This is a genomic window from Klebsiella sp. 64 (genome assembly GCF_018223915.1).
Lineage (GTDB): Bacteria > Pseudomonadota > Gammaproteobacteria > Enterobacterales > Enterobacteriaceae > Klebsiella > Klebsiella pneumoniae.
Genome location: NZ_JAGRQZ010000034.1, coordinates 1 through 17,729, shown reverse-complemented (window position 1 = coordinate 17,729; position 17,729 = coordinate 1). Strand labels below are relative to the sequence as shown.

At 62.2% G+C, this 17,729-nt stretch carries 17 protein-coding genes; 10 read left to right on the top strand and 7 right to left on the bottom strand.

Going from position 1 to position 17,729, the window contains the following annotated elements; translation table 11 throughout:
• Nucleotides 1-10: 10 nt before the first annotated feature.
• The gene (gene betA / locus KHQ23_RS20720; protein WP_004142489.1) at nt 11-1,675 is read left to right on the top strand and encodes a choline dehydrogenase; all 1,665 of its coding nucleotides are present in this window, start codon (nt 11-13) and stop codon (nt 1,673-1,675) included.
• A gap of 120 nt (nt 1,676-1,795) precedes the next feature.
• On the opposite strand, the gene KHQ23_RS20715 is transcribed toward betA, so the two are convergent.
• Nucleotides 1,796-2,491, bottom strand: a complete 696-nt coding sequence (locus KHQ23_RS20715; RefSeq protein WP_002893466.1) for a GNAT family N-acetyltransferase — start codon at nt 2,489-2,491, stop codon at nt 1,796-1,798.
• A gap of 205 nt (nt 2,492-2,696) precedes the next feature.
• Here KHQ23_RS20715 and KHQ23_RS20710 point away from each other — a divergent pair, with 205 nt between their 5' ends.
• The 6 genes from KHQ23_RS20710 to KHQ23_RS20685 all read left to right on the top strand — a co-directional run bounded on the left by KHQ23_RS20710 (nt 2,697) and on the right by KHQ23_RS20685 (nt 8,043).
• Nucleotides 2,697-4,265, top strand: a complete 1,569-nt coding sequence (locus KHQ23_RS20710) for an ABC transporter substrate-binding protein (RefSeq protein ID WP_032434170.1) — start codon at nt 2,697-2,699, stop codon at nt 4,263-4,265.
• Between the two features lie 119 nt (nt 4,266-4,384).
• Nucleotides 4,385-5,407, top strand: a complete 1,023-nt coding sequence (locus KHQ23_RS20705) for an ABC transporter permease (RefSeq protein WP_004176937.1) — start codon at nt 4,385-4,387, stop codon at nt 5,405-5,407.
• Complete coding sequence (locus tag KHQ23_RS20700) at nt 5,407-6,240, top strand: ABC transporter permease (RefSeq protein WP_004142505.1); 834 nt, start codon at nt 5,407-5,409, stop codon at nt 6,238-6,240. Before KHQ23_RS20705 ends, KHQ23_RS20700 begins: the two co-directional genes overlap by 1 nt.
• Complete coding sequence (locus KHQ23_RS20695) at nt 6,233-7,069, top strand: ABC transporter ATP-binding protein (RefSeq protein WP_021313381.1); 837 nt, start codon at nt 6,233-6,235, stop codon at nt 7,067-7,069. Before KHQ23_RS20700 ends, KHQ23_RS20695 begins: the two co-directional genes overlap by 8 nt.
• Nucleotides 7,056-7,760 (top strand): ABC transporter ATP-binding protein, encoded by a 705-nt coding sequence (locus KHQ23_RS20690; RefSeq protein WP_004178936.1) that lies wholly within the window; start codon nt 7,056-7,058, stop codon nt 7,758-7,760. Before KHQ23_RS20695 ends, KHQ23_RS20690 begins: the two co-directional genes overlap by 14 nt.
• A gap of 145 nt (nt 7,761-7,905) precedes the next feature.
• Nucleotides 7,906-8,043 (top strand): hypothetical protein, encoded by a 138-nt coding sequence (locus KHQ23_RS20685; protein ID WP_032434168.1) that lies wholly within the window; start codon nt 7,906-7,908, stop codon nt 8,041-8,043.
• Between the two features lie 374 nt (nt 8,044-8,417).
• Here KHQ23_RS20685 and KHQ23_RS20680 read toward each other — a convergent pair whose 3' ends face one another.
• Nucleotides 8,418-9,755: an aspartate aminotransferase family protein gene (locus tag KHQ23_RS20680; RefSeq protein ID WP_004183313.1), complete on the bottom strand. Its 1,338-nt coding sequence runs from the start codon at nt 9,753-9,755 to the stop codon at nt 8,418-8,420.
• 180 nt (nt 9,756-9,935) lie between these two features.
• Here KHQ23_RS20680 and KHQ23_RS20675 point away from each other — a divergent pair, with 180 nt between their 5' ends.
• Nucleotides 9,936-10,700 carry an SDR family NAD(P)-dependent oxidoreductase gene (locus KHQ23_RS20675; protein ID WP_004176941.1) on the top strand — a complete coding sequence of 255 codons (765 nt, stop codon included), beginning with the start codon at nt 9,936-9,938 and terminating at the stop codon, nt 10,698-10,700.
• A gap of 53 nt (nt 10,701-10,753) precedes the next feature.
• Here the strand turns inward: KHQ23_RS20675 and KHQ23_RS20670 are convergent, their stop codons facing one another.
• Genes KHQ23_RS20670 through KHQ23_RS20655 form a run of 4 tightly spaced genes read right to left on the bottom strand, consistent with a single transcriptional unit; the run spans nt 10,754 to nt 13,728 of the window.
• The gene (locus KHQ23_RS20670) at nt 10,754-11,515 is read right to left on the bottom strand and encodes an amino acid ABC transporter ATP-binding protein (RefSeq protein ID WP_004151676.1); all 762 of its coding nucleotides are present in this window, start codon (nt 11,513-11,515) and stop codon (nt 10,754-10,756) included.
• The gene (locus KHQ23_RS20665) at nt 11,508-12,173 is read right to left on the bottom strand and encodes an amino acid ABC transporter permease (protein WP_211776811.1); all 666 of its coding nucleotides are present in this window, start codon (nt 12,171-12,173) and stop codon (nt 11,508-11,510) included. The genes KHQ23_RS20670 and KHQ23_RS20665 overlap by 8 nt, the downstream gene beginning before the upstream one ends.
• A 14-nt stretch (nt 12,174-12,187) precedes the next feature.
• Nucleotides 12,188-12,829, bottom strand: a complete 642-nt coding sequence (locus tag KHQ23_RS20660; protein ID WP_004223524.1) for an amino acid ABC transporter permease — start codon at nt 12,827-12,829, stop codon at nt 12,188-12,190.
• A gap of 47 nt (nt 12,830-12,876) precedes the next feature.
• Nucleotides 12,877-13,728: a transporter substrate-binding domain-containing protein gene (locus KHQ23_RS20655; RefSeq protein WP_002893184.1), complete on the bottom strand. Its 852-nt coding sequence runs from the start codon at nt 13,726-13,728 to the stop codon at nt 12,877-12,879.
• Between the two features lie 241 nt (nt 13,729-13,969).
• Here KHQ23_RS20655 and KHQ23_RS20650 point away from each other — a divergent pair, with 241 nt between their 5' ends.
• Nucleotides 13,970-15,433: a PLP-dependent aminotransferase family protein gene (locus KHQ23_RS20650; protein WP_004191435.1), complete on the top strand. Its 1,464-nt coding sequence runs from the start codon at nt 13,970-13,972 to the stop codon at nt 15,431-15,433.
• Here the strand turns inward: KHQ23_RS20650 and KHQ23_RS20645 are convergent.
• Nucleotides 15,430-16,764 carry a PLP-dependent aminotransferase family protein gene (locus tag KHQ23_RS20645; protein WP_004183304.1) on the bottom strand — a complete coding sequence of 445 codons (1,335 nt, stop codon included), beginning with the start codon at nt 16,762-16,764 and terminating at the stop codon, nt 15,430-15,432. The genes KHQ23_RS20650 and KHQ23_RS20645 overlap by 4 nt on opposite strands.
• A gap of 124 nt (nt 16,765-16,888) precedes the next feature.
• Here KHQ23_RS20645 and KHQ23_RS20640 point away from each other — a divergent pair.
• A partial coding sequence (locus KHQ23_RS20640; RefSeq protein WP_211777059.1) for a DMT family transporter occupies nt 16,889-17,729 on the top strand: 841 nt, incomplete at its 3' end.

Here is a 17,729-nt window from a genome sequence, read left to right as displayed (position 1 = left end):
GGAGGTTTTTTTGCAATTTGACTACATCATTATTGGTGCCGGCTCCGCCGGCAACGTTCTGGCAACACGACTGACTGAAGATCCAAACACCACCGTCCTGCTGCTGGAAGCCGGCGGCCCTGACTACCGGTTCGATTTCCGCACCCAGATGCCCGCCGCGCTGGCTTATCCGCTGCAGGGCAAGCGCTACAACTGGGCCTACGAGACCGAACCTGAGCCGTACATGAACAATCGCCGCATGGAGTGCGGACGCGGCAAAGGGCTCGGCGGATCCTCGCTGATCAACGGCATGTGCTACATTCGCGGTAACGCGATGGATCTGGATAACTGGGCCAAAGAGCCGGGTCTGGAACACTGGAGCTATCTCGACTGCCTGCCCTACTACCGGAAAGCGGAAACCCGCGATATCGGGCCTAACGACTACCACGGCGGCGATGGCCCGGTGAGCGTGACGACGCCGAAGCCGGGCAATAATCCGCTCTTCGAGGCGATGGTTGAAGCCGGGGTGCAGGCGGGCTATCCGCGTACCGACGATCTCAACGGCTACCAGCAGGAAGGCTTTGGCCCGATGGACCGCACCGTGACGCCGCAGGGCCGTCGCGCCAGCACCGCCCGCGGCTATCTCGACCAGGCGCGCGGTCGCCCGAACCTGACCATCCGCACCCATGCGCTGACCGATCACATTATTTTTGCCGGCAAGCGCGCGGTGGGCGTCGAGTGGCTGGAGGGAGAGAGCACGATCCCGTCAAAAGCGACGGCCAACAAAGAGGTGCTGCTGTGCGCCGGGGCGATTGCCTCGCCGCAGATCCTGCAGCGCTCCGGCGTGGGTAACCCGGAGCTGCTCAGGCAGTTCGATATCCCGGTGGTGCACGATCTCCCCGGCGTGGGTGAGAACCTGCAGGACCATCTGGAGATGTATCTGCAGTACGAGTGCAAAGAGCCGGTATCGCTCTACCCGGCGCTACAGTGGTGGAACCAGCCGAAGATCGGCGCCGAGTGGCTGTTCGGCGGCACCGGCATCGGCGCCAGCAACCAGTTCGAAGCGGGCGGTTTTATCCGCAGCCGCGCAGAGTTCGCCTGGCCGAACATTCAGTACCACTTCCTGCCGGTGGCGATTAACTACAATGGCTCCAACGCGGTGAAAGAGCACGGCTTCCAGTGCCACGTCGGCTCGATGCGTTCGCCCAGCCGCGGCCACGTGCGCCTGAAGTCGCGCGACCCGCACGCCCATCCGGCGATCCTGTTTAACTATATGTCCCATGAGCAGGACTGGCAGGAGTTCCGCGACGCCATCCGCATTACCCGGGAGATCATGAACCAGCCGGCGCTGGATAAGTATCGCGGCCGCGAAATCAGTCCGGGAATAGAATGCCAGAGCGATGCCGAACTGGATGAGTTTGTGCGCAACCACGCCGAGACCGCGTTCCACCCGTGCGGGACCTGTAAGATGGGTTACGACGAGATGGCGGTGGTCGATGGCGAGGGCCGCGTCCACGGTCTGGAAGGATTGCGGGTGGTCGACGCCTCGATCATGCCGCAGATCATCACCGGCAACCTCAACGCCACCACCATTATGATCGGCGAGAAGATGGCCGACGCCATTCGCGGCCGCCAGCCGCTGCCGCGCAGCACCGCGACGTATTATGTCGCTGGCGACGCGCCGGTTCGCCGCTAACAGGTCAATGCCGGGCGGCGACTACGCCTTGCCCGGCCTACCCTGAGGCGATGTAACGTAGCCCCGGTAAGCGCAGCGCGACCGGGGTGCCGTTCCGGGTTTTGACCCCATAGGTTGATGTTAGCGAAACGCCTCCAGGCGCTTAATCTGCTGACCGTCGGCAGTAAAGTTCTCCGCCGCCAGCCACGCCCGCAGCGCCGCATCGCGCGCAGGCCACTCGCCGTCGATGATGGACAGCATATCGCTGTCGCGCGTCCGCCCTTTACGCACCAGCCTCTGCCGCAGACGTCCTTCCCAGCTAAAGCCCAGCCGCTCGGCGGCGCGGCGCGAGGCGACATTCATCGAATCGCATTTCCACTCCAGCCGACGATAGCCATGGTCAAAGCCGTTTTTGAGCAGCAGCCAGACCGCTTCGGTACCCAGCGGGGTGTTTTTCATCCGTCGCGACCAGGTGACATGGCCGATCTCAACCGTGCCCATTTCCCGCTCGATCGCCATATAGCTGACGATGCCCACCGCCTGCTCGCTACGCAGGTCAACCACCGCATACGGCACCAGAGCATCATCATTCACCTTGCCCGCGATCCAGTGGGCGGTCGCCGCCACGCTCTCCGGCCGCGTAGACGCCAGCCACGTCCAGTCGCTGTTGTCGCCGAGCGCATAGGCGGCAAACAGATCCGCCGCATGACGGTCAACGTCCAGCGGCTCCAGGCGGCAAAAACGGCCATTTAACGCTGTCCGCCGCAGGACTTGCGCCCCCTGCCAGCCAGGGACCAGGTCGTTCACCTGCTGGCCATACTCATTAATTTCCGGCACACCCACCTCCTCGCAATAGACAATGCGTTATAGCAAGAACCCCGCAGCGGAGAAAGGCGCTTCTGCGCGACCGGCAATAACCTGTCGTTCTTGAATATGCGTTTTTAGCATAAGGATATCCTTATTTTGACTTTACGCCTTATGGCAAGCGGCCTAACGTAGCGAGGCATAAAACAATAAAATAACCATTCTTCAGGGATTGCGCATGACCAAAAAACTGTTGCCTTTACTGCTACTGTCGGCGCTCTCCGCCGCCGCGCATGCCGCCACGCCGCCCAACACGCTGGTGGTCGCCCAGGGTCTCGACGATATCGTCAGCCTCGACCCGGCGGAAGCGAACGAACTCTCCAGCATTCAGACGGTCCCCAGCCTCTACCAGCGTCTGGTGCAGCCCGACCGCAACAACCCTGAAAAAATCGTACCGATCCTCGCCGAAAGCTGGCAGGCCGATCCGACGGCGAAAACCCTGACCATTAAACTGAAGCCGGATGCCAAATTCGCCTCCGGTAATCCGCTGCGCCCGGAAGATGTGATTTTCTCTTACACCCGCGCGGTGACGCTGAATAAATCGCCAGCGTTTATTCTCAACGTGCTCGGCTGGCAGCCGGACAACATCGCCAGCCAGCTGAAAAAGGTTGATGACCATACCCTGACGCTGCACTGGACCGCCGACGTCAGCCCGGCGGTGGCGCTGAATATTCTCTCCACCCCCATCGCCTCTATCGTTGATGAAAAACAGGTGGCGCCGAACGCGAAAAATAATGACTTCGGCAACGACTGGCTGAAGATGCACTCGGCGGGCAGCGGGGCCTATAAAATGCGCGTCTACCAGCCGCATCAGGCCATCGTGCTGGAAGCCAACGCCAGCTCCCCCACCGGCGCGCCGAAGATCAAGAGCATCATTATTAAAAACGTCCCCGACCCGGCTTCCCGCCGCCTGCTGATCCAGCAGGGGGATGCCGACGTGGCGCGCGATCTCGGCGCTGACCAGATTGCCGCCCTGCAGGATAAACCCGGCGTGAAGGTGCTGAGCATCCCGTCCGCCGAGCAGAACTACCTGGTGTTTAATACCGCCAACAGCGCCAACCCGCTGCTCAATAATCCGGCCTTCTGGGAGGCGGCGCGCTGGCTGGTCGATTATGAGGGCATCACCAAAAATCTGCTGAAAGGCCAGTACTTTATTCACCAAAGCTTCCTGCCGGCCGGCCTGCCGGGGGCGCTGGAGACTAATCCGTTCACCTTCGATCCGCAAAAAGCTAAGGCTATCCTCGATAAAGCGGGCATTAAGGATGCCCACTTCACCCTTGATGTGGAGAACAAACCGCCGTTTATCACCATCGCCCAATCGCTGCAGGCCAGCTTTGCCCAGGGCGGGGTGAAGGTGGATCTGCTACCCGCCGCCGGCAGCCAGGTCTATGCCCGGGTGCGCGCGAAGCAGCATCAGGCGGCGATCCGCCTGTGGATCCCGGACTACTTTGATGCCCACTCTAATGCCAGCGCCTTTGCCTGGAACGATGGTAAATCCAGCACCGTGGCCGGGCTCAACGGCTGGCAGATCCCTGAGCTGAATAAAGCCACCCTCGCCGCGGTGGCGGAGCCGGACCCGGCGAAACGCCTCGGCCTGTACAAAACGATGCAGGAAACCCTGCTCCAGCATTCGCCGTACGTCTTCATTGACCAGGGAAAAACCCAGATCGTGGTGCGTGACAACGTGAAGGGCTATCAGCAGGGACTGAACGCCGACATGGTCTGGTACGATAACGTGACCAAGTAAGCGGGTTTTGTCACCGGGTACGGCGGCCTTGTCTGCCCGGATGACCGACTCCTCACCCGGGCCCGGTCGGCATCGCGCCGCCGGGTACAATGCTGATATACCAGGAATTTCCATTTTCCATGCCATCGTTTTCCACTCACCTTACCCGCCTGCTGCAGGGGCTGTTTACGCTGCTGCTCACGCTGTTCGGGCTGTTGCTGGTCACCTTCTCGCTCTCCGCGCTGTCGCCCGTCGACCGCGTACTGCAGATCGTCGGCGACCATGCCAGCCAGTCGACCTATGACCAGGTTCGCCATCAGCTGGGTCTCGACCAGCCGCTGCCGGTGCAGTTCTGGCACTACCTGGTCAACCTGGCCCATGGCGATCTTGGCATCGCCAGCGCCACCGGCCAGCCGGTGCTCCACGACCTGCTGGCGGTCTTTCCGGCGACCCTTGAGCTGGCGACCCTGGCGCTGATCGTCGGCGCGGTACTGGGCATCGTCGCCGGGGTGCTGTGCGCCCGTTACGCCGGTTCGCCGTGGGATCTGGCGGTTCGCACCTTTACCCTGTTGGGCAACTCGGTGCCCATTTTCTGGCTCGGCCTGCTGATGCTGGCCCTGTTCTACGCCCGGCTGCAGTGGGCGCCAGGCCCGGGTCGCCTCGACGATATTTATCAGTACACCGTCGAGCCACGCAGCGGTTTTGCGCTGATCGACACCTGGCTCTCCGGCGATACCGCGGCGTTTAAAAATGCGATCGGCCATCTGGCGCTGCCGGTGCTGGTGCTGGCCTATTACTCGCTGGCCAGCATCACCCGCCTGACCCGCTCCGCCTGCCTGAGCGAGATGAACAAAGAGTACATTCTGCTGGCGCGGGCCAAAGGGGCCGGAGAGATGACGATTCTGTTGCGCCATGTCCTGCCCAATATTCGCGGCACCCTGCTGACGGTGACCGCCCTCGCCTGGACCTCCATGCTCGAAGGGGCGGTGCTCACCGAAACCGTCTTCTCGTGGCCGGGGATCGGCCGCTACCTCACCACGGCGCTGTTCGCCGGGGATACCACGGCGATCATGGGCGGCACGCTGCTGATCGGCGTGAGTTTTGTGCTGATCAATAATCTGACCGACCTGCTGGTACGGTTAACCGACCCGAGGGTGCGCTGATGCCGACTTATCTGTTTTTACGCCGTCTGCGCCGCTCCCCCGCCGCCTTCAGCGGCCTGACCCTGGTGATCCTGCTGGTGCTGACCGCGCTGTTCGCCCCGTGGCTGGCGCCGCACGATCCAAACTGGCAGGATGCCGCCGCTCGTCTGCAGGGGCCGGGCGCAGGGCACTGGCTCGGCACCGACAGCTACGGCCGCGACCTGCTGTCGCGCTTGCTCTACGGCGCCCGCCCGGCGCTGGGTCTGGTGGCGCTGGTGACCGCCATTACCCTGCCCGTCGGTCTGCTGGTGGGTATCCTCTCCGGCTACTATGGCGGGTGGCTGGAGCGGATACTGATGCGCTTTACCGACGTGGTGATGTCGATGCCGCGCCTGATCCTCGCCTTCGCGTTCGTGGCGATGCTCGGCCCGGGGCTGGTCAACGGCGCGCTGGCGTTAGCCCTGACCACCTGGCCGGCCTACGCCCGTCAGGCGCGCAGCGAAATTCAGCGCCTGCGCCATAGCGACTACCTCGCCGCGGCGGAGATGCTGGGCATCCGCGGCGGGCGGCTGCTGGTCGGCCATATTCTGCCGCTGTGTCTGCCGTCGGCGATTGTCCGGCTGGCGCTCGATCTGGCGGGCATTATCCTCGCCGCCGCCGGGCTCGGCTTTCTCGGTCTGGGCGCCCGCCCGCCGATGGCGGAGTGGGGAGCGATGATTGCCGACGGGATGCAGGTGATTTTCGACCAATGGTGGATCGCCGCCATCCCCGGCGCGGCGATCCTGCTCGCCAGCCTGGCGTTTAACCTGCTGGGCGATGGCCTGCGCGATATTCTGGAGCCGCAACATGACTGACATCCGACTGACCGTCCAGGGACTCGCCGTCGACTATCCCACCGCCCGGGTGGTGGACAACGTCAGCTTCACCCTCGGCAACGAGCGGCTGGCGCTGGTGGGCGAATCCGGCTCCGGCAAATCGATGACCGCCCGGGCGCTGATGGGCCTGGTGCGCAAGCCCGGGGTGGTGAGCGCTGAACGGCTGGAGGTGCTGGGGCGCGATGTGCTGACCCTCAGCGCCCGCGGCTGGCGCGCGCTGCGCGGCAACGATATCGCCATGGTGCTGCAGGACCCGCGCTATGCACTGAATCCGGTGCAGTCCATTCAGACGCAGCTGGAGGAGGCGTTAACCCTGCATCAGCGTCTCAGCCGCCGCGCGCGCGCTGAGGCGGTCAAAGACGCCATCGCCGCCGTCGGTCTGGATCTGCCGGTCCTCAGCCGCTATCCCGGCGAACTCTCCGGCGGGATGGGACAGCGGGTGATGATCGCCCTCGCGCTGCTCAATAACCCGAAGGTGCTGATAGCCGACGAGCCGACCTCGGCCCTCGACGCCCGCCTGCGCAACCAGATCCTCGAGCTGCTGGTGGAGCAGAGCGCGCAGCGGCAGATGGCCATGTTACTGATCAGCCACGATCTACCGCTGGTAGCCGCGCATTGCGATCGCGTGCTGGTGATGTACCAGGGGAGACAGGTCGACGAGATGCCGGCGCGGGCGCTGCCGAGCGCGACGCACCCTTACACCCGCACCCTGTGGACCTGCCGGCCAAATGCCCACACCTACGGCCAGATGCTGCCGACCCTCGACAGAACCCAGGACTTTACGGAGACAGCCCATGGCGATCGTTAATCTTCAGGATTTACAGGTTACATTCGGCGCGAAGACGGCGGTCTCCGCCGCCAGTTTCCGTGTCGACGCCGGGGAAACCTTCAGCCTGATCGGCGCCTCGGGCTGCGGCAAATCGACGATTTTGCGCGTGCTGGCCGGATTGCAGCGTGAATGGCGCGGCAGCGTGGATCTGCTCGGCCAGGCCATTATGCCGGGCGCCCGCTTTCAGGGCGATCTGCGGCGCAACGTGCAGATGGTGTTTCAGGATCCGTACGCCTCGCTGCATCCCAACCATACCCTGTGGCGCACCCTGGCGGAGCCGCTGCAGATCCACGGCATCCGCGACGTTGCCCCGCGAGTAACCACCGCCCTTGAGCAGGTGGGTCTGGCCGCCGACGCCGTGCGCCGCTATCCGCATCAGCTCTCCGGCGGCCAACGGCAGCGCGTGGCCATTGCCCGCGCCCTGCTGCTGCGCCCGCAGATCCTGCTGCTGGATGAGCCGACCTCAGCGCTGGATATGTCGGTACAGGCGGAAATCCTTAATCTACTTAATCGTCTGAAACAGGAGCACGGCATGACCTATCTGCTGGTCAGCCATGATGCCGACGTCATCGCCCATATGTCCGATCGGGCGGCGTTTATGGCGGAGGGCGTGATCCAGCGCTTTTTCGATCGCGAAGCGTTGGTCAACGGAGAGCACCGGATGAGGTGAGGTCAGCGGATGTGCGGTTGTTTTGTCGGGTGGCGCTTCGCTTACCCGACCTACAGGATCCACTCACAGGCTCACACCCCGTAGGCCCGTGCAAGCGCAGCGCCGCCGGGCAAGATATCAGGCACGGTATCCTTGATTTCGCCGGGTGGCGGCTGCGCCTTACCCGGCCTACAGCCCCAAATCACAACTGGCGCTGGGGCTGCTGAAACTGCCGGTGCTGGCGGCCTCAACATCGCTGAGACGTTCCCGGCAGGCCGGGGCAGCCCGCATGGATGCGGGCTGAGGGCCGTGTTTTGCACGGACGCTGCCTCGGCCCGACCCGAAGCCTGCAGGGAAAAGTCGAAGGCACCGCGCAGCGGCGATGTTGCTGGCCGGAGCCCGGGGGTACAGGGGGCGGCGGCGACTGGCCGCCCCCTGTGCGCTCCCTGCGCCATGAATGACATAACGCAGAAGAAATATTGGGAGCGCAATCTGCCCGGAATTAACACAGAAGCTGTAGCCCTGCCAGACGCAGCGCGAACAGGGAAATATTCAGTTGTGACGTTATTTCGCCGGGTGGCGGCTGCGCCTTACCCGGCCTACAGGATCCACTCACAGGCTCACACCCCGTAGGCCCGTGCAAGCGCGCCGCCGGGCAACAGTATCCGGCCCCCTCCCCTACTTCGCCAGACTGGCAAAGCGAGCAAAGACCGCATCAAAAATCGCCAGCCCTTGCGCCACCTGCTCAGCAGTAATGGTGCACGGCGGCACCACGTGAATGCGGTTCTCCACCACAAAGGCCAGCAGCCCGGCTTCGGTCAGGGCCCCTTTGATCGCAGCCATGTCGGCGGCGGTCAGCGGCGTTTTTTGTTCACGGCTGCTCACCAGCTCCAGCGCCTGGAACAGGCCGCGACCGCGCACCTCGCCGATAATGGCGTGCTTCTCCGCCAGCGCCTCGAGACCGGGGCGCAGCACCTCGTTGCCGATAGAGGCCGCGTTCTCAACCACCTTCTCCTCTTTCATCGCGTCAATGGTGGCGACAATCGCCGCCATCGCCAGCGGATGGCCGGAGTAGGTCAGCCCCCCGGCAAAGAAGTGGTCGTCAAAATAGCGGGCAATCGGCTCGCTAATCAGCACCCCGCCCGCCGGCACGTAGCCGGCGTTAACCCCCTTGGCAAAGGTCACCAGATCCGGCACCACGCCATCCTGCTCGAAGGCGAACCAGCTGCCGGTGCGGCCAAAGCCGGCCATCACCTCATCGAGGATCAGCACGATGCCAAACTCGTCGGCCAGGGCGCGCACGCCCTGCATATAGCCTGCCGGCGGCACGAGGATCCCGGCGGTGCCGGGGATGGACTCCAGCAGGATCGCCGCGATGGCCGTCGGCCCCTCGCATTCAATGATCCGCCGCAGATGCGCCAGCGCGCGCTGGCACTCCTCTTCTTCAGTCGCGGCGTTGAACTCGCTGCGGTAAAGGTAGGGGTTGAAGAAGTGAACATGGCCGCGGGAGAACTCATTCGGCACCCGGCGCCAGTCGCCGGTAGCGGCGATCGCGCTGCCGGTGTTGCCATGATAGGAACGATAGGCCGACAGCACCTTGTCGCGCCCGGTATAGAGCCGCGCCATGCGAATCGCGTTCTCATTGGCATCCGCCCCGGCGTTAGTGAAGAACACCTTACTGAAGCCCGCCGGCGCCAGGTCGACGATGCGCTTAGCCGCTTCGCCGCGGGCAAGGTTGGCGGTGGCGGGCGCGATGGTGACCAGGGTCTCCAGCTGCGCCTTCATAGCCGCCAGTACCCGAGGGTGCTGATAGCCAATGTTGACGTTCACCAGCTGGCTGCTGAAATCGAGCCAGGTGTTCCCCTCATAATCCCATAGCTCGCAGCCTTGCGCCCCGGCGATGACCAGCGGGTTGAGATTGCCCTGCATCGACCATGAATGAAACACATAGGCGCGATCTAATTGCCGAACTTCGTCATTGCTTACCGCGACCTCGTTGTGAATTGCCAGCTTCATACCCTGCCCTCTCTCATGTCGTAGTGGTTGGCTTCATCATTGGCCTTGGCCGCGCAAATCGGATAGAGCCAGTGCGCGCATAACGATGTGACACGGTGTCACATCCCTGCCCGTCGTCTGGCCCTGTGCCTTGTCGTCCGGCGTTTTTATAGTGAAGGGACAACCGCACAGGAGAATGAGATGGCAACGAGCAACGTAGTGTTTATCACCGGGGCGACCTCGGGTTTTGGCGAAGCGGCAGCGCAGGTGTTTGCCGACGCGGGCTGGTCGCTGGTGCTGAGCGGGCGCCGCTATCCGCGACTGAAGGCCTTGCAGGACAGACTCGCCGCCAGGGTGCCGGTGCATATTATTGAGCTTGACGTTCGTGACAGCGAGGCGGTGGCTGCCGCCGTGGCGTCGCTGCCCGCCGATTTCGCCGATATCACCACCCTGATCAACAACGCCGGGCTGGCGCTGTCGCCACTGCCGGCGCAGGAGGTGGCGCTGGAGGACTGGAAAACGATGATCGACACCAACGTCACCGGTCTGGTGACAGTCACTCACGCCCTGCTGCCGACGCTGATCCGCCATGGCGCCGGGGCGAGTATTATCAATATCGGCTCGATCGCCGGGCAGTGGCCCTATCCCGGCAGCCATGTGTATGGCGCCAGCAAGGCGTTTGTGAAGCAGTTCAGCTATAACCTGCGCTGCGATCTGCTTGGCACCGGCGTGCGGGTCACCGATCTGGCGCCGGGGATTGCCGAGACCGAATTCACCCTGGTGCGTACCAAAGGCGACCAGGCGGCATCGGATAAGCTCTATCGCGGCACCACGCCGCTGAGCGCGCGCGATATCGCCGAACAGATGTTTTATATCGCCACGCTGCCGGCGCATATGAACATTAACCGGGTGGAGGTGATGCCGGTGCGTCAGGCATGGCAGCCGTTCGCCATCGATCGGGATTAAGCGAAACCCGACGCATCCCCTGCCGGCGCTGCCGGCAGGGGATGCAGGCCGGACTAACGGCTGCTTTGCAGAAACTGCCTGACGCGTTCGGAGTCAGGCTGAGTGAAGAACTTCTCCGGCGGCGCCTTCTCTATCAGCAGCCCCTTCTCCAGAAACACCACCTCGTTGGACACCTGGCGGGCAAAATCCATCTCGTGGGTCACCACCACCATGGTGTAGCCCTCGGCGGCAAGGGCTTTCATTACCCCCAACACCTCATTAACCAGCTCCGGATCCAGCGCCGACGTCGGTTCATCGAAGAGGATAACTTCCGGCGACATCGCCAGCGAACGGGCAATCGCCACCCGCTGCTTCTGTCCGCCGGAGAGAGTGATCGGGTAGACATCGGCTTTGTGCGCCATGCCGACTTTCTCCAGCTGCTGCATGGCCATGGCCTTCGCCTCGTCTCGTTTCATGCCCTTAACGCGCAGCAGCGCCTCGCTGACGTTCTGCTGCACGGTCAGGTGCGGCCACAGGTTAAAACTCTGAAAGACCATCCCCACCCGCTCGCGGATTTTGGCCAGCTGGCGGTGCGACATCGCCCGGCCGCGCTGTTCATCAATCCCCAGCCGCTGACCGCCGATATGAATTTCACCGCGGTCCGGCTGTTCCAGCCAGTTCATACAGCGCAACAGGGTGGATTTTCCCGATCCGGACGAGCCGAGAATACTCACCACGGTCCCCTTCTCCACCGTCAGGTTAATATCCCGCAGGACTTCCACATTATCGAACTGTTTGGAGACGTTTTTGACGCTTACGGCAATAGACTCAGGCATGGCTCATTCCTCTTTTGGCTCCCCAGGCGGTCAGGCGCTTAATCAGCAGCTCCAGCAGAATGCTGATCGCCCAGTAAAGCCCAATGGCGACGATAAAGGCGTTAAACGGAATAAAATAGGTCGCCTGGACGCTGTTGGCAGCGGCGGTGATCTCCTGAACGGTAATAATGCTCAGGAAAGCGGTGTCCTTCAGGCAAATAATCAGCTGATTGCCGATCAGCGGTAAGGCGGAAGAGACGATATTGGGTAAAATAATCCGCCGAAAAATGGCATAGCGAGAAAAGCCCTGAGCAATTGCCGCTTCAATATATCCGCAGGAAAATACCCGCCGCTGGCTGCGCAATATTTCAAAGAAATAGGCGCCATGATAAATAATCAGGGCCAGTAAACCGGCGGTCCACGGCTCCATGCTAATACCGAGCTGCGGCAGCCCGTAATACAGAAGATAAGCGAGGATCAAAAAAGGGATCGCACGCATCAGGCTGACGAAACCAATAATAATCCGGTTAATCACTTTCTTTTGATATTCGCTAAAATAACACAGCGCAATACCGATAATCAGCGCCGCCAGGGCGGCGGTAATAAACAGTTCGAGAGTCGCGAATAACCCGGCAATAAAGCTATCGCGAACCGACCAGATAACGCCCCACTGATTCATAATGCCTCCCGTTCCTAGCGCGCCAGACGCCTGGCTTTACGTTCCGCGATACCCTGCAGCTTCAACAAACAGCCGATGATCGCCACATACAGCAGGCCGGCGGCGAGGATCGGCGACAGCGGCTCGTAGGTGACCGAGGAGATACGGTTGGTGACCCGGGTGAGATCCACCACGCCAATCACGGCGATGGCCGGGCTACCTTTGATCAAAAAGGACATCTCATTGACCAGCGCCGGCAGGCTCTCGATCCACATCTGCGGCAGCATGATGTAGCGGAAGTAGGTCCAGCGGCGCATTCCCACCGACTCCGCCGCCTCCCGCTGTTCGCGCGGAAAGGTGCGGAAGGCGTTGCGCCAGATCTCAGCGTTAAACGCCGACGTGTTTAGCGTCAGCGCCACGATGGCGGCCACGTTCTTATCGAGGTTAATGCCCATCGTGGGCAGGGAAAGGAACAGAAATAGCACCAGCGTCACCAGCGGCGTTGCGCGGGCCAGACTGATATAGATCACCAGCAGCTGGTCGATCACCGGCAGGCGCAGCATCCGTACCAGGGCGATCAGCAGGCCCGCCACCACCCCGAAGGCGATAGCGATGGCCGAAATCCAGAGGGTCGTCCATGCGCCTTCGATTAATAACTGCCAGGAAATTGCATCCATGAGGCCCTCCTTCTCAGCAACAGGCGGCGGTTACCCGCCGCGGAATATTACAGTCCGGCGAGTTTGTGAAACTGTTCCGGGCTGGTGATCGCCTCGGTCGGCAGGTTGTCATAGGTTTCGCCAAACCATTTTTTCTGCAGCTCGGCGAGCTTGCCGGTCTCCTTCATGTGGTTCATAAACTTGGTCATATAGGCCAGCAGCTGCGGCGAGTTTTTCGGGATCGGCCACGCCATATAGCCCGGTCCGGAGACGGCCAGCCCTTTGGCGAAGACCTTCGGTTTGGCTTTCGCCAGGTCGTTTACCGAGATCACCACGTTAATCACGTAATCCAGTCGCTTATTCGCCAGGTCGGCGTAGGCTTCCGGATAGGAGGGATACTCCACCACCGGTCCCAGCTTGCCGCCGGTCTTCTCCAGCATCGCCTTCAGCTCCGGCAAACGCGCCAGCAGCGCGCTCCCGGCCTGTAACCCCACTTTTTTGCCGCTGAGATCGGCAATGGTATTTAGCGAGGTATCGCCAGCGCGTTTGACGAAATAGTGCTGCGCGGAGGCCCACGGTGGGGTGAAATCAAAGACCTTCAGCCGCTCATCGGTAATAACCGCCCCGGTTAAGGCCATATCGTATTGCCCGGTGGAGACAGCCGCTAATAATCCGGTCCACGGTAATATGCTCTGGTCGACATGGAATTTGGCGTACTTACGTAATTCCTCAAGCATATCTTTGTTAAAGCCATCGGCCTGGCCATTATTCATAAAGTTAAACGGCGCATAATCATCTTCCGTCGCCACTTTCAAGGTGCCGGATTTTTCTATTTCCGGAAGATCGGCCGCGACGGCGTGATAAGAAAAAGCGACCGTTAATACAGCGCTCAGACACATTGATGCCAATGATTTTTTCATTATTTCACCCCTGATGGATTGGCCAGACGGGTTCATTCCAGAACGCGAAAAGGTTTCTGCAAAATAGTGGCCGGGGACGTTCCGGTCCACGGCGGCTGAATACGTTTTTAATGTGGGAGCGTTTTTCAATTCCGTATAGAGCCAGATGGGCCGCATCGCTGTGTCAGATGGCGGCAGGGTGGTATGGAATTTGCTGAGTGTAACGGGTGGTCGCAATGCGTTATTGCCAGAGGAGCCCCGTATGATCCGTCACCTGTTACACGTTGATTTTCAGCCTGGCCGCGGTTTGCAGGAACAGGTGCGAGAGACGCTGGTGAATGCCATTCTCAGCGGGATCTTCGCCGCCGACACCCCGCTGCCCTCCTGTCGCCAGCTGGCCAGCCAGCTTCGCGTCTCGCGCAACACCACCGCGCTGGTGTTTGAAAGTCTGGTCAACGAGGGCTACCTGATTAGCCGCCCACGCAGCGGTTACTACCTGCATCCCGACTATCATGAAGCTTCGCCTGCCGCCGTCGAGAGTGCACCGCAGCGCGAAGCCGCTGCACCACGCTGGGGCGACCGGCTGCAGATGACCCCCAGCCAGCAGGAGTCGATCCTCAAACCGGCGGGCTGGATGCACTACCGCTACCCGTTTATCTACGGCCAGCCCGATACCCGGCAGTTCCCGCTGGCCACCTGGCGCTCGGCGGCGAACTGGCTGCACGGCGGGGTGCGCGACCCGGCGTGGGTCATCGACCATATTGACCAGGATGTGCCGATGCTGATCGAGCAGATCCGCACCCGGGTGCTGCCCAAGCGCGGCATTGTCGCCGCGCCGGATGAAATTCTCATCACCCTTGGCTCGCAAAATGCCCTCTACCTGCTGACCCGACTGCTGCTCTCTTCCACCACCCGCATTGGCGTCGAAAACCCCTGCTTCCGCGAAGCCATCAACACCTTTCTGCTCGCCGACGCCGAGGTGGTGCCGCACCCGGTGGATGAAGAGGGGATCGTGCTTAATGAGCGTCCCTGCGATTACTACTATGTCACTCCAGGTCATCAGGTGCCCACCGGGGTGACCATGAGCAGTGCGCGGCGTCGCCAGCTGCTGGAGCATGCCGCCCGCCATGACGCGGTCATTATTGAAGATGATTATGACTCGGAGAGTAACTTTACCCTCAACCCGCTGCCGGCGCTGAAGGCCAGCGATCGCAGCGGCCGGGTGGTGTATGTCAGCAGCCTGTCAAAAGCGCTGTCACCGGGGTTGCGGTTGGGGTTTATGGTCGCCGACCCGGACCTGATCGACGAGGCGCGCGCCCTGCGCCGGCTGGTCTATCGCCATCCGCCGACCAACATTCAGTACCAGATGGCCCACTTCCTTGCCCAGGGCCATTATGAAACCCATCTGCGGCGCTACCACTATGACTCCGCCCAGCGCTGGGAGCGTCTGCACGCCGCCCTGCAGCGCTATCTGCCGTCGTGTCGCGCGCTGGCGGGGAGCGAACATGCTAACGCCTTCTGGCTGCAGACCCCGGCGCAGATCAACACCCAGCAGCTCACCTGGCGCGCCGCCCACGCCGGCGTGCTGATTGAGCCCGGGGCGCGCCATTTTCTTAACGCCGCGCCGCCGGATAACTATTTTCGCATGGGATTCCACGCCATTAACCCCGACGCCATCGCCCAGGGGGTGGAGGTCCTGCGCGGCCAGCTGGAGCAGATGGGTTAGCGGTATTGTTCATACTCAACGGCGTCGCGCACGCTGAGCAGCGCCGGGCGCAGACTGTCGAAAGGCACCGATCCGAGCGCGATGCGCAGCGCCTGCGGGATCGTGGTGGAGACGCAGAACGGCTCGGCGGTCGACACCGAAATACGGCGTTCCATCAGCGCATTCGCCAGCCGATCGGCCCGGCTCTCTTCACCCAGCGGCAGCCAGACGAAGTACGAATCGGGATGACTGACGACGGGAAGCCCACAAAGCACCTCGCGGGCCATCTGCTGTCGCTGTCGCGCATCCTGGCGTTTCTGCGTTTCAAAGCGCGCCACCGTGCCATCTTCAATCCAGGCGCAGATCAGCGAACTTATCAGCGTCGGCGTATTCCACGTCGTGGCCCGGATGGCGCGCTCAATCTCCGGGCGATAGCGCGGCGGAGAAATCACCACCCCCACGCGCAGTCCGGTGGCGATATTTTTTGAAAATCCGGTGACATACACCGTTCTTTCCGGCGCATAGCTGACCACCGGCGGCGGCGGATGGCTCACCAGCCGGGCATAGGCGGCATCTTCAATAATCAGCAGATCGTGCTGGCGCGCGAGATCGGCCAGCGCCTGTCGCTGCCCGGTGTTGAGCACCCAGCCCAGCGGATTGTGCAGCGTCGGCATGGTATACACCGCCCGCACCCGCCGCTGCTGGCACAGCGTCTGAAGCGCCTGCAGGTCCGGTCCCTCCGGTCGACAGGGGATCGCCGCCAGCTCCAGATGATACAGCGCCGCCAGAACCTTGAAGCCCGAATAGGTCAGCGCATCCACCGCCACCACATCCCCCGGTCGTAACAGCCCCATGACGGTCACCGCCAGCCCGTGCTGTGCGCCGTTGACGATCAGGACATTTTCCGCGTCCGGCGCAAAGTGCTGGCAGGTCAAATGGCGGGCGATAATGTCCCGCTCGGCGAGCCGCCCGGCGTGAGGCTGATAGCGCAGATGCGAGTCAATATCGCCCGCCATCGCCAGCTGCCTGAGCGCCTCGCGCAGCGCATCGCCCTGCTCCGGCAGCGAAGGGTAGTTGAAATTGAGATCCACGACATCGGCGGCCACCACCTGCTGATCGACCCCATGCCCCGGCGGCAGCGAGAGGTCGCGCACGAAGGTGCCGCGGCCGGTTTCGCCGCTGACCAACCCCATCTCTTCCAGTTCACGATAGACGCGCGTGGCGGTGGCCAGCGAGATGCGCTCCCCGGCGGCAAGGGTACGGTGCGTCGGCAGACGGGTGCCGGCGGGCAGCTGCCCGCTGCGGATCGCCTGCGCATATCGGTCGACAACGGCTTTATATCGGGCTTTCATCGTGAAATGTATCTATGACAATAATTTGATTGTATTAGATTGGCCACATTACCATCGCCGCTGACGATGCTCAAGCGGGCGCAGCCCAATCAGATAACGCGAGGTTAACGTGGTAGATTCAGCAATGGATAAATCGGCGCCCGGTCCCTGGTCCGGATGGGTTCATGGTTTACTGGGGGTGATCATTTTCAGCGGTTCGCTGCCCGCGACGCGGCTGGCGGTGCAGGATATGGATCCGTTGTTATTGACCTTTCTGCGCGCCTCTATCGCCGGGCTGCTTGCCATCGCGCTGCTGGTGGGCTTTCGCCAGAAACGCCCGCGCCTGGCGCAGCTTGTGTCCCTGATCATCGTCTCATCCGGGGTGGTGCTCGGCTTTCCGCTACTCACGGCGCTGGCCCTGCAGCGCATCACCTCGGCGCATTCGATTGTGTTTATTGGCCTGCTGCCGCTGATGACCGCCCTCTTTGGCGTACTGCGCGGCGGCGAACGCCCGCGGCGGGCTTTCTGGATCTTTTCGCTGCTGGGCAGCCTGCTGGTGGTGGGATTCGCCCTGACGCAAAATGCGGCGGCCTCGCTCAGCGGCGATCTGCTGATGCTGGCGGCGGTTATCGTCTGCGGCCTCGGCTATGCGGAAGGGGCGAAGCTGACGCGGGAGCTCGGCGGCTGGCAGGTGATCTGCTGGGCGCTGGTGATTGCCCTGCCGTTGATGCTCCCCGCCTCGCTGCTGGTTCAGCCCGCCTCCTGGCATGCCATCTCGGCCTCCTCCTGGGTCGCGCTCGGCTATGTGTCGCTGTTCAGCATGCTGATCGGTTTCATCTTTTGGTACAAAGGGCTGGCCGCGGGCGGGATCGCCGCCGTCGGCCAGCTCCAGCTATTGCAGCCGTTCTTCGGACTAGGCCTGTCGGCGGCGCTGTTGCACGAAACCGTCAGCCCCTTGATGCTGGCGGTCACGCTGGGCGTGGTGC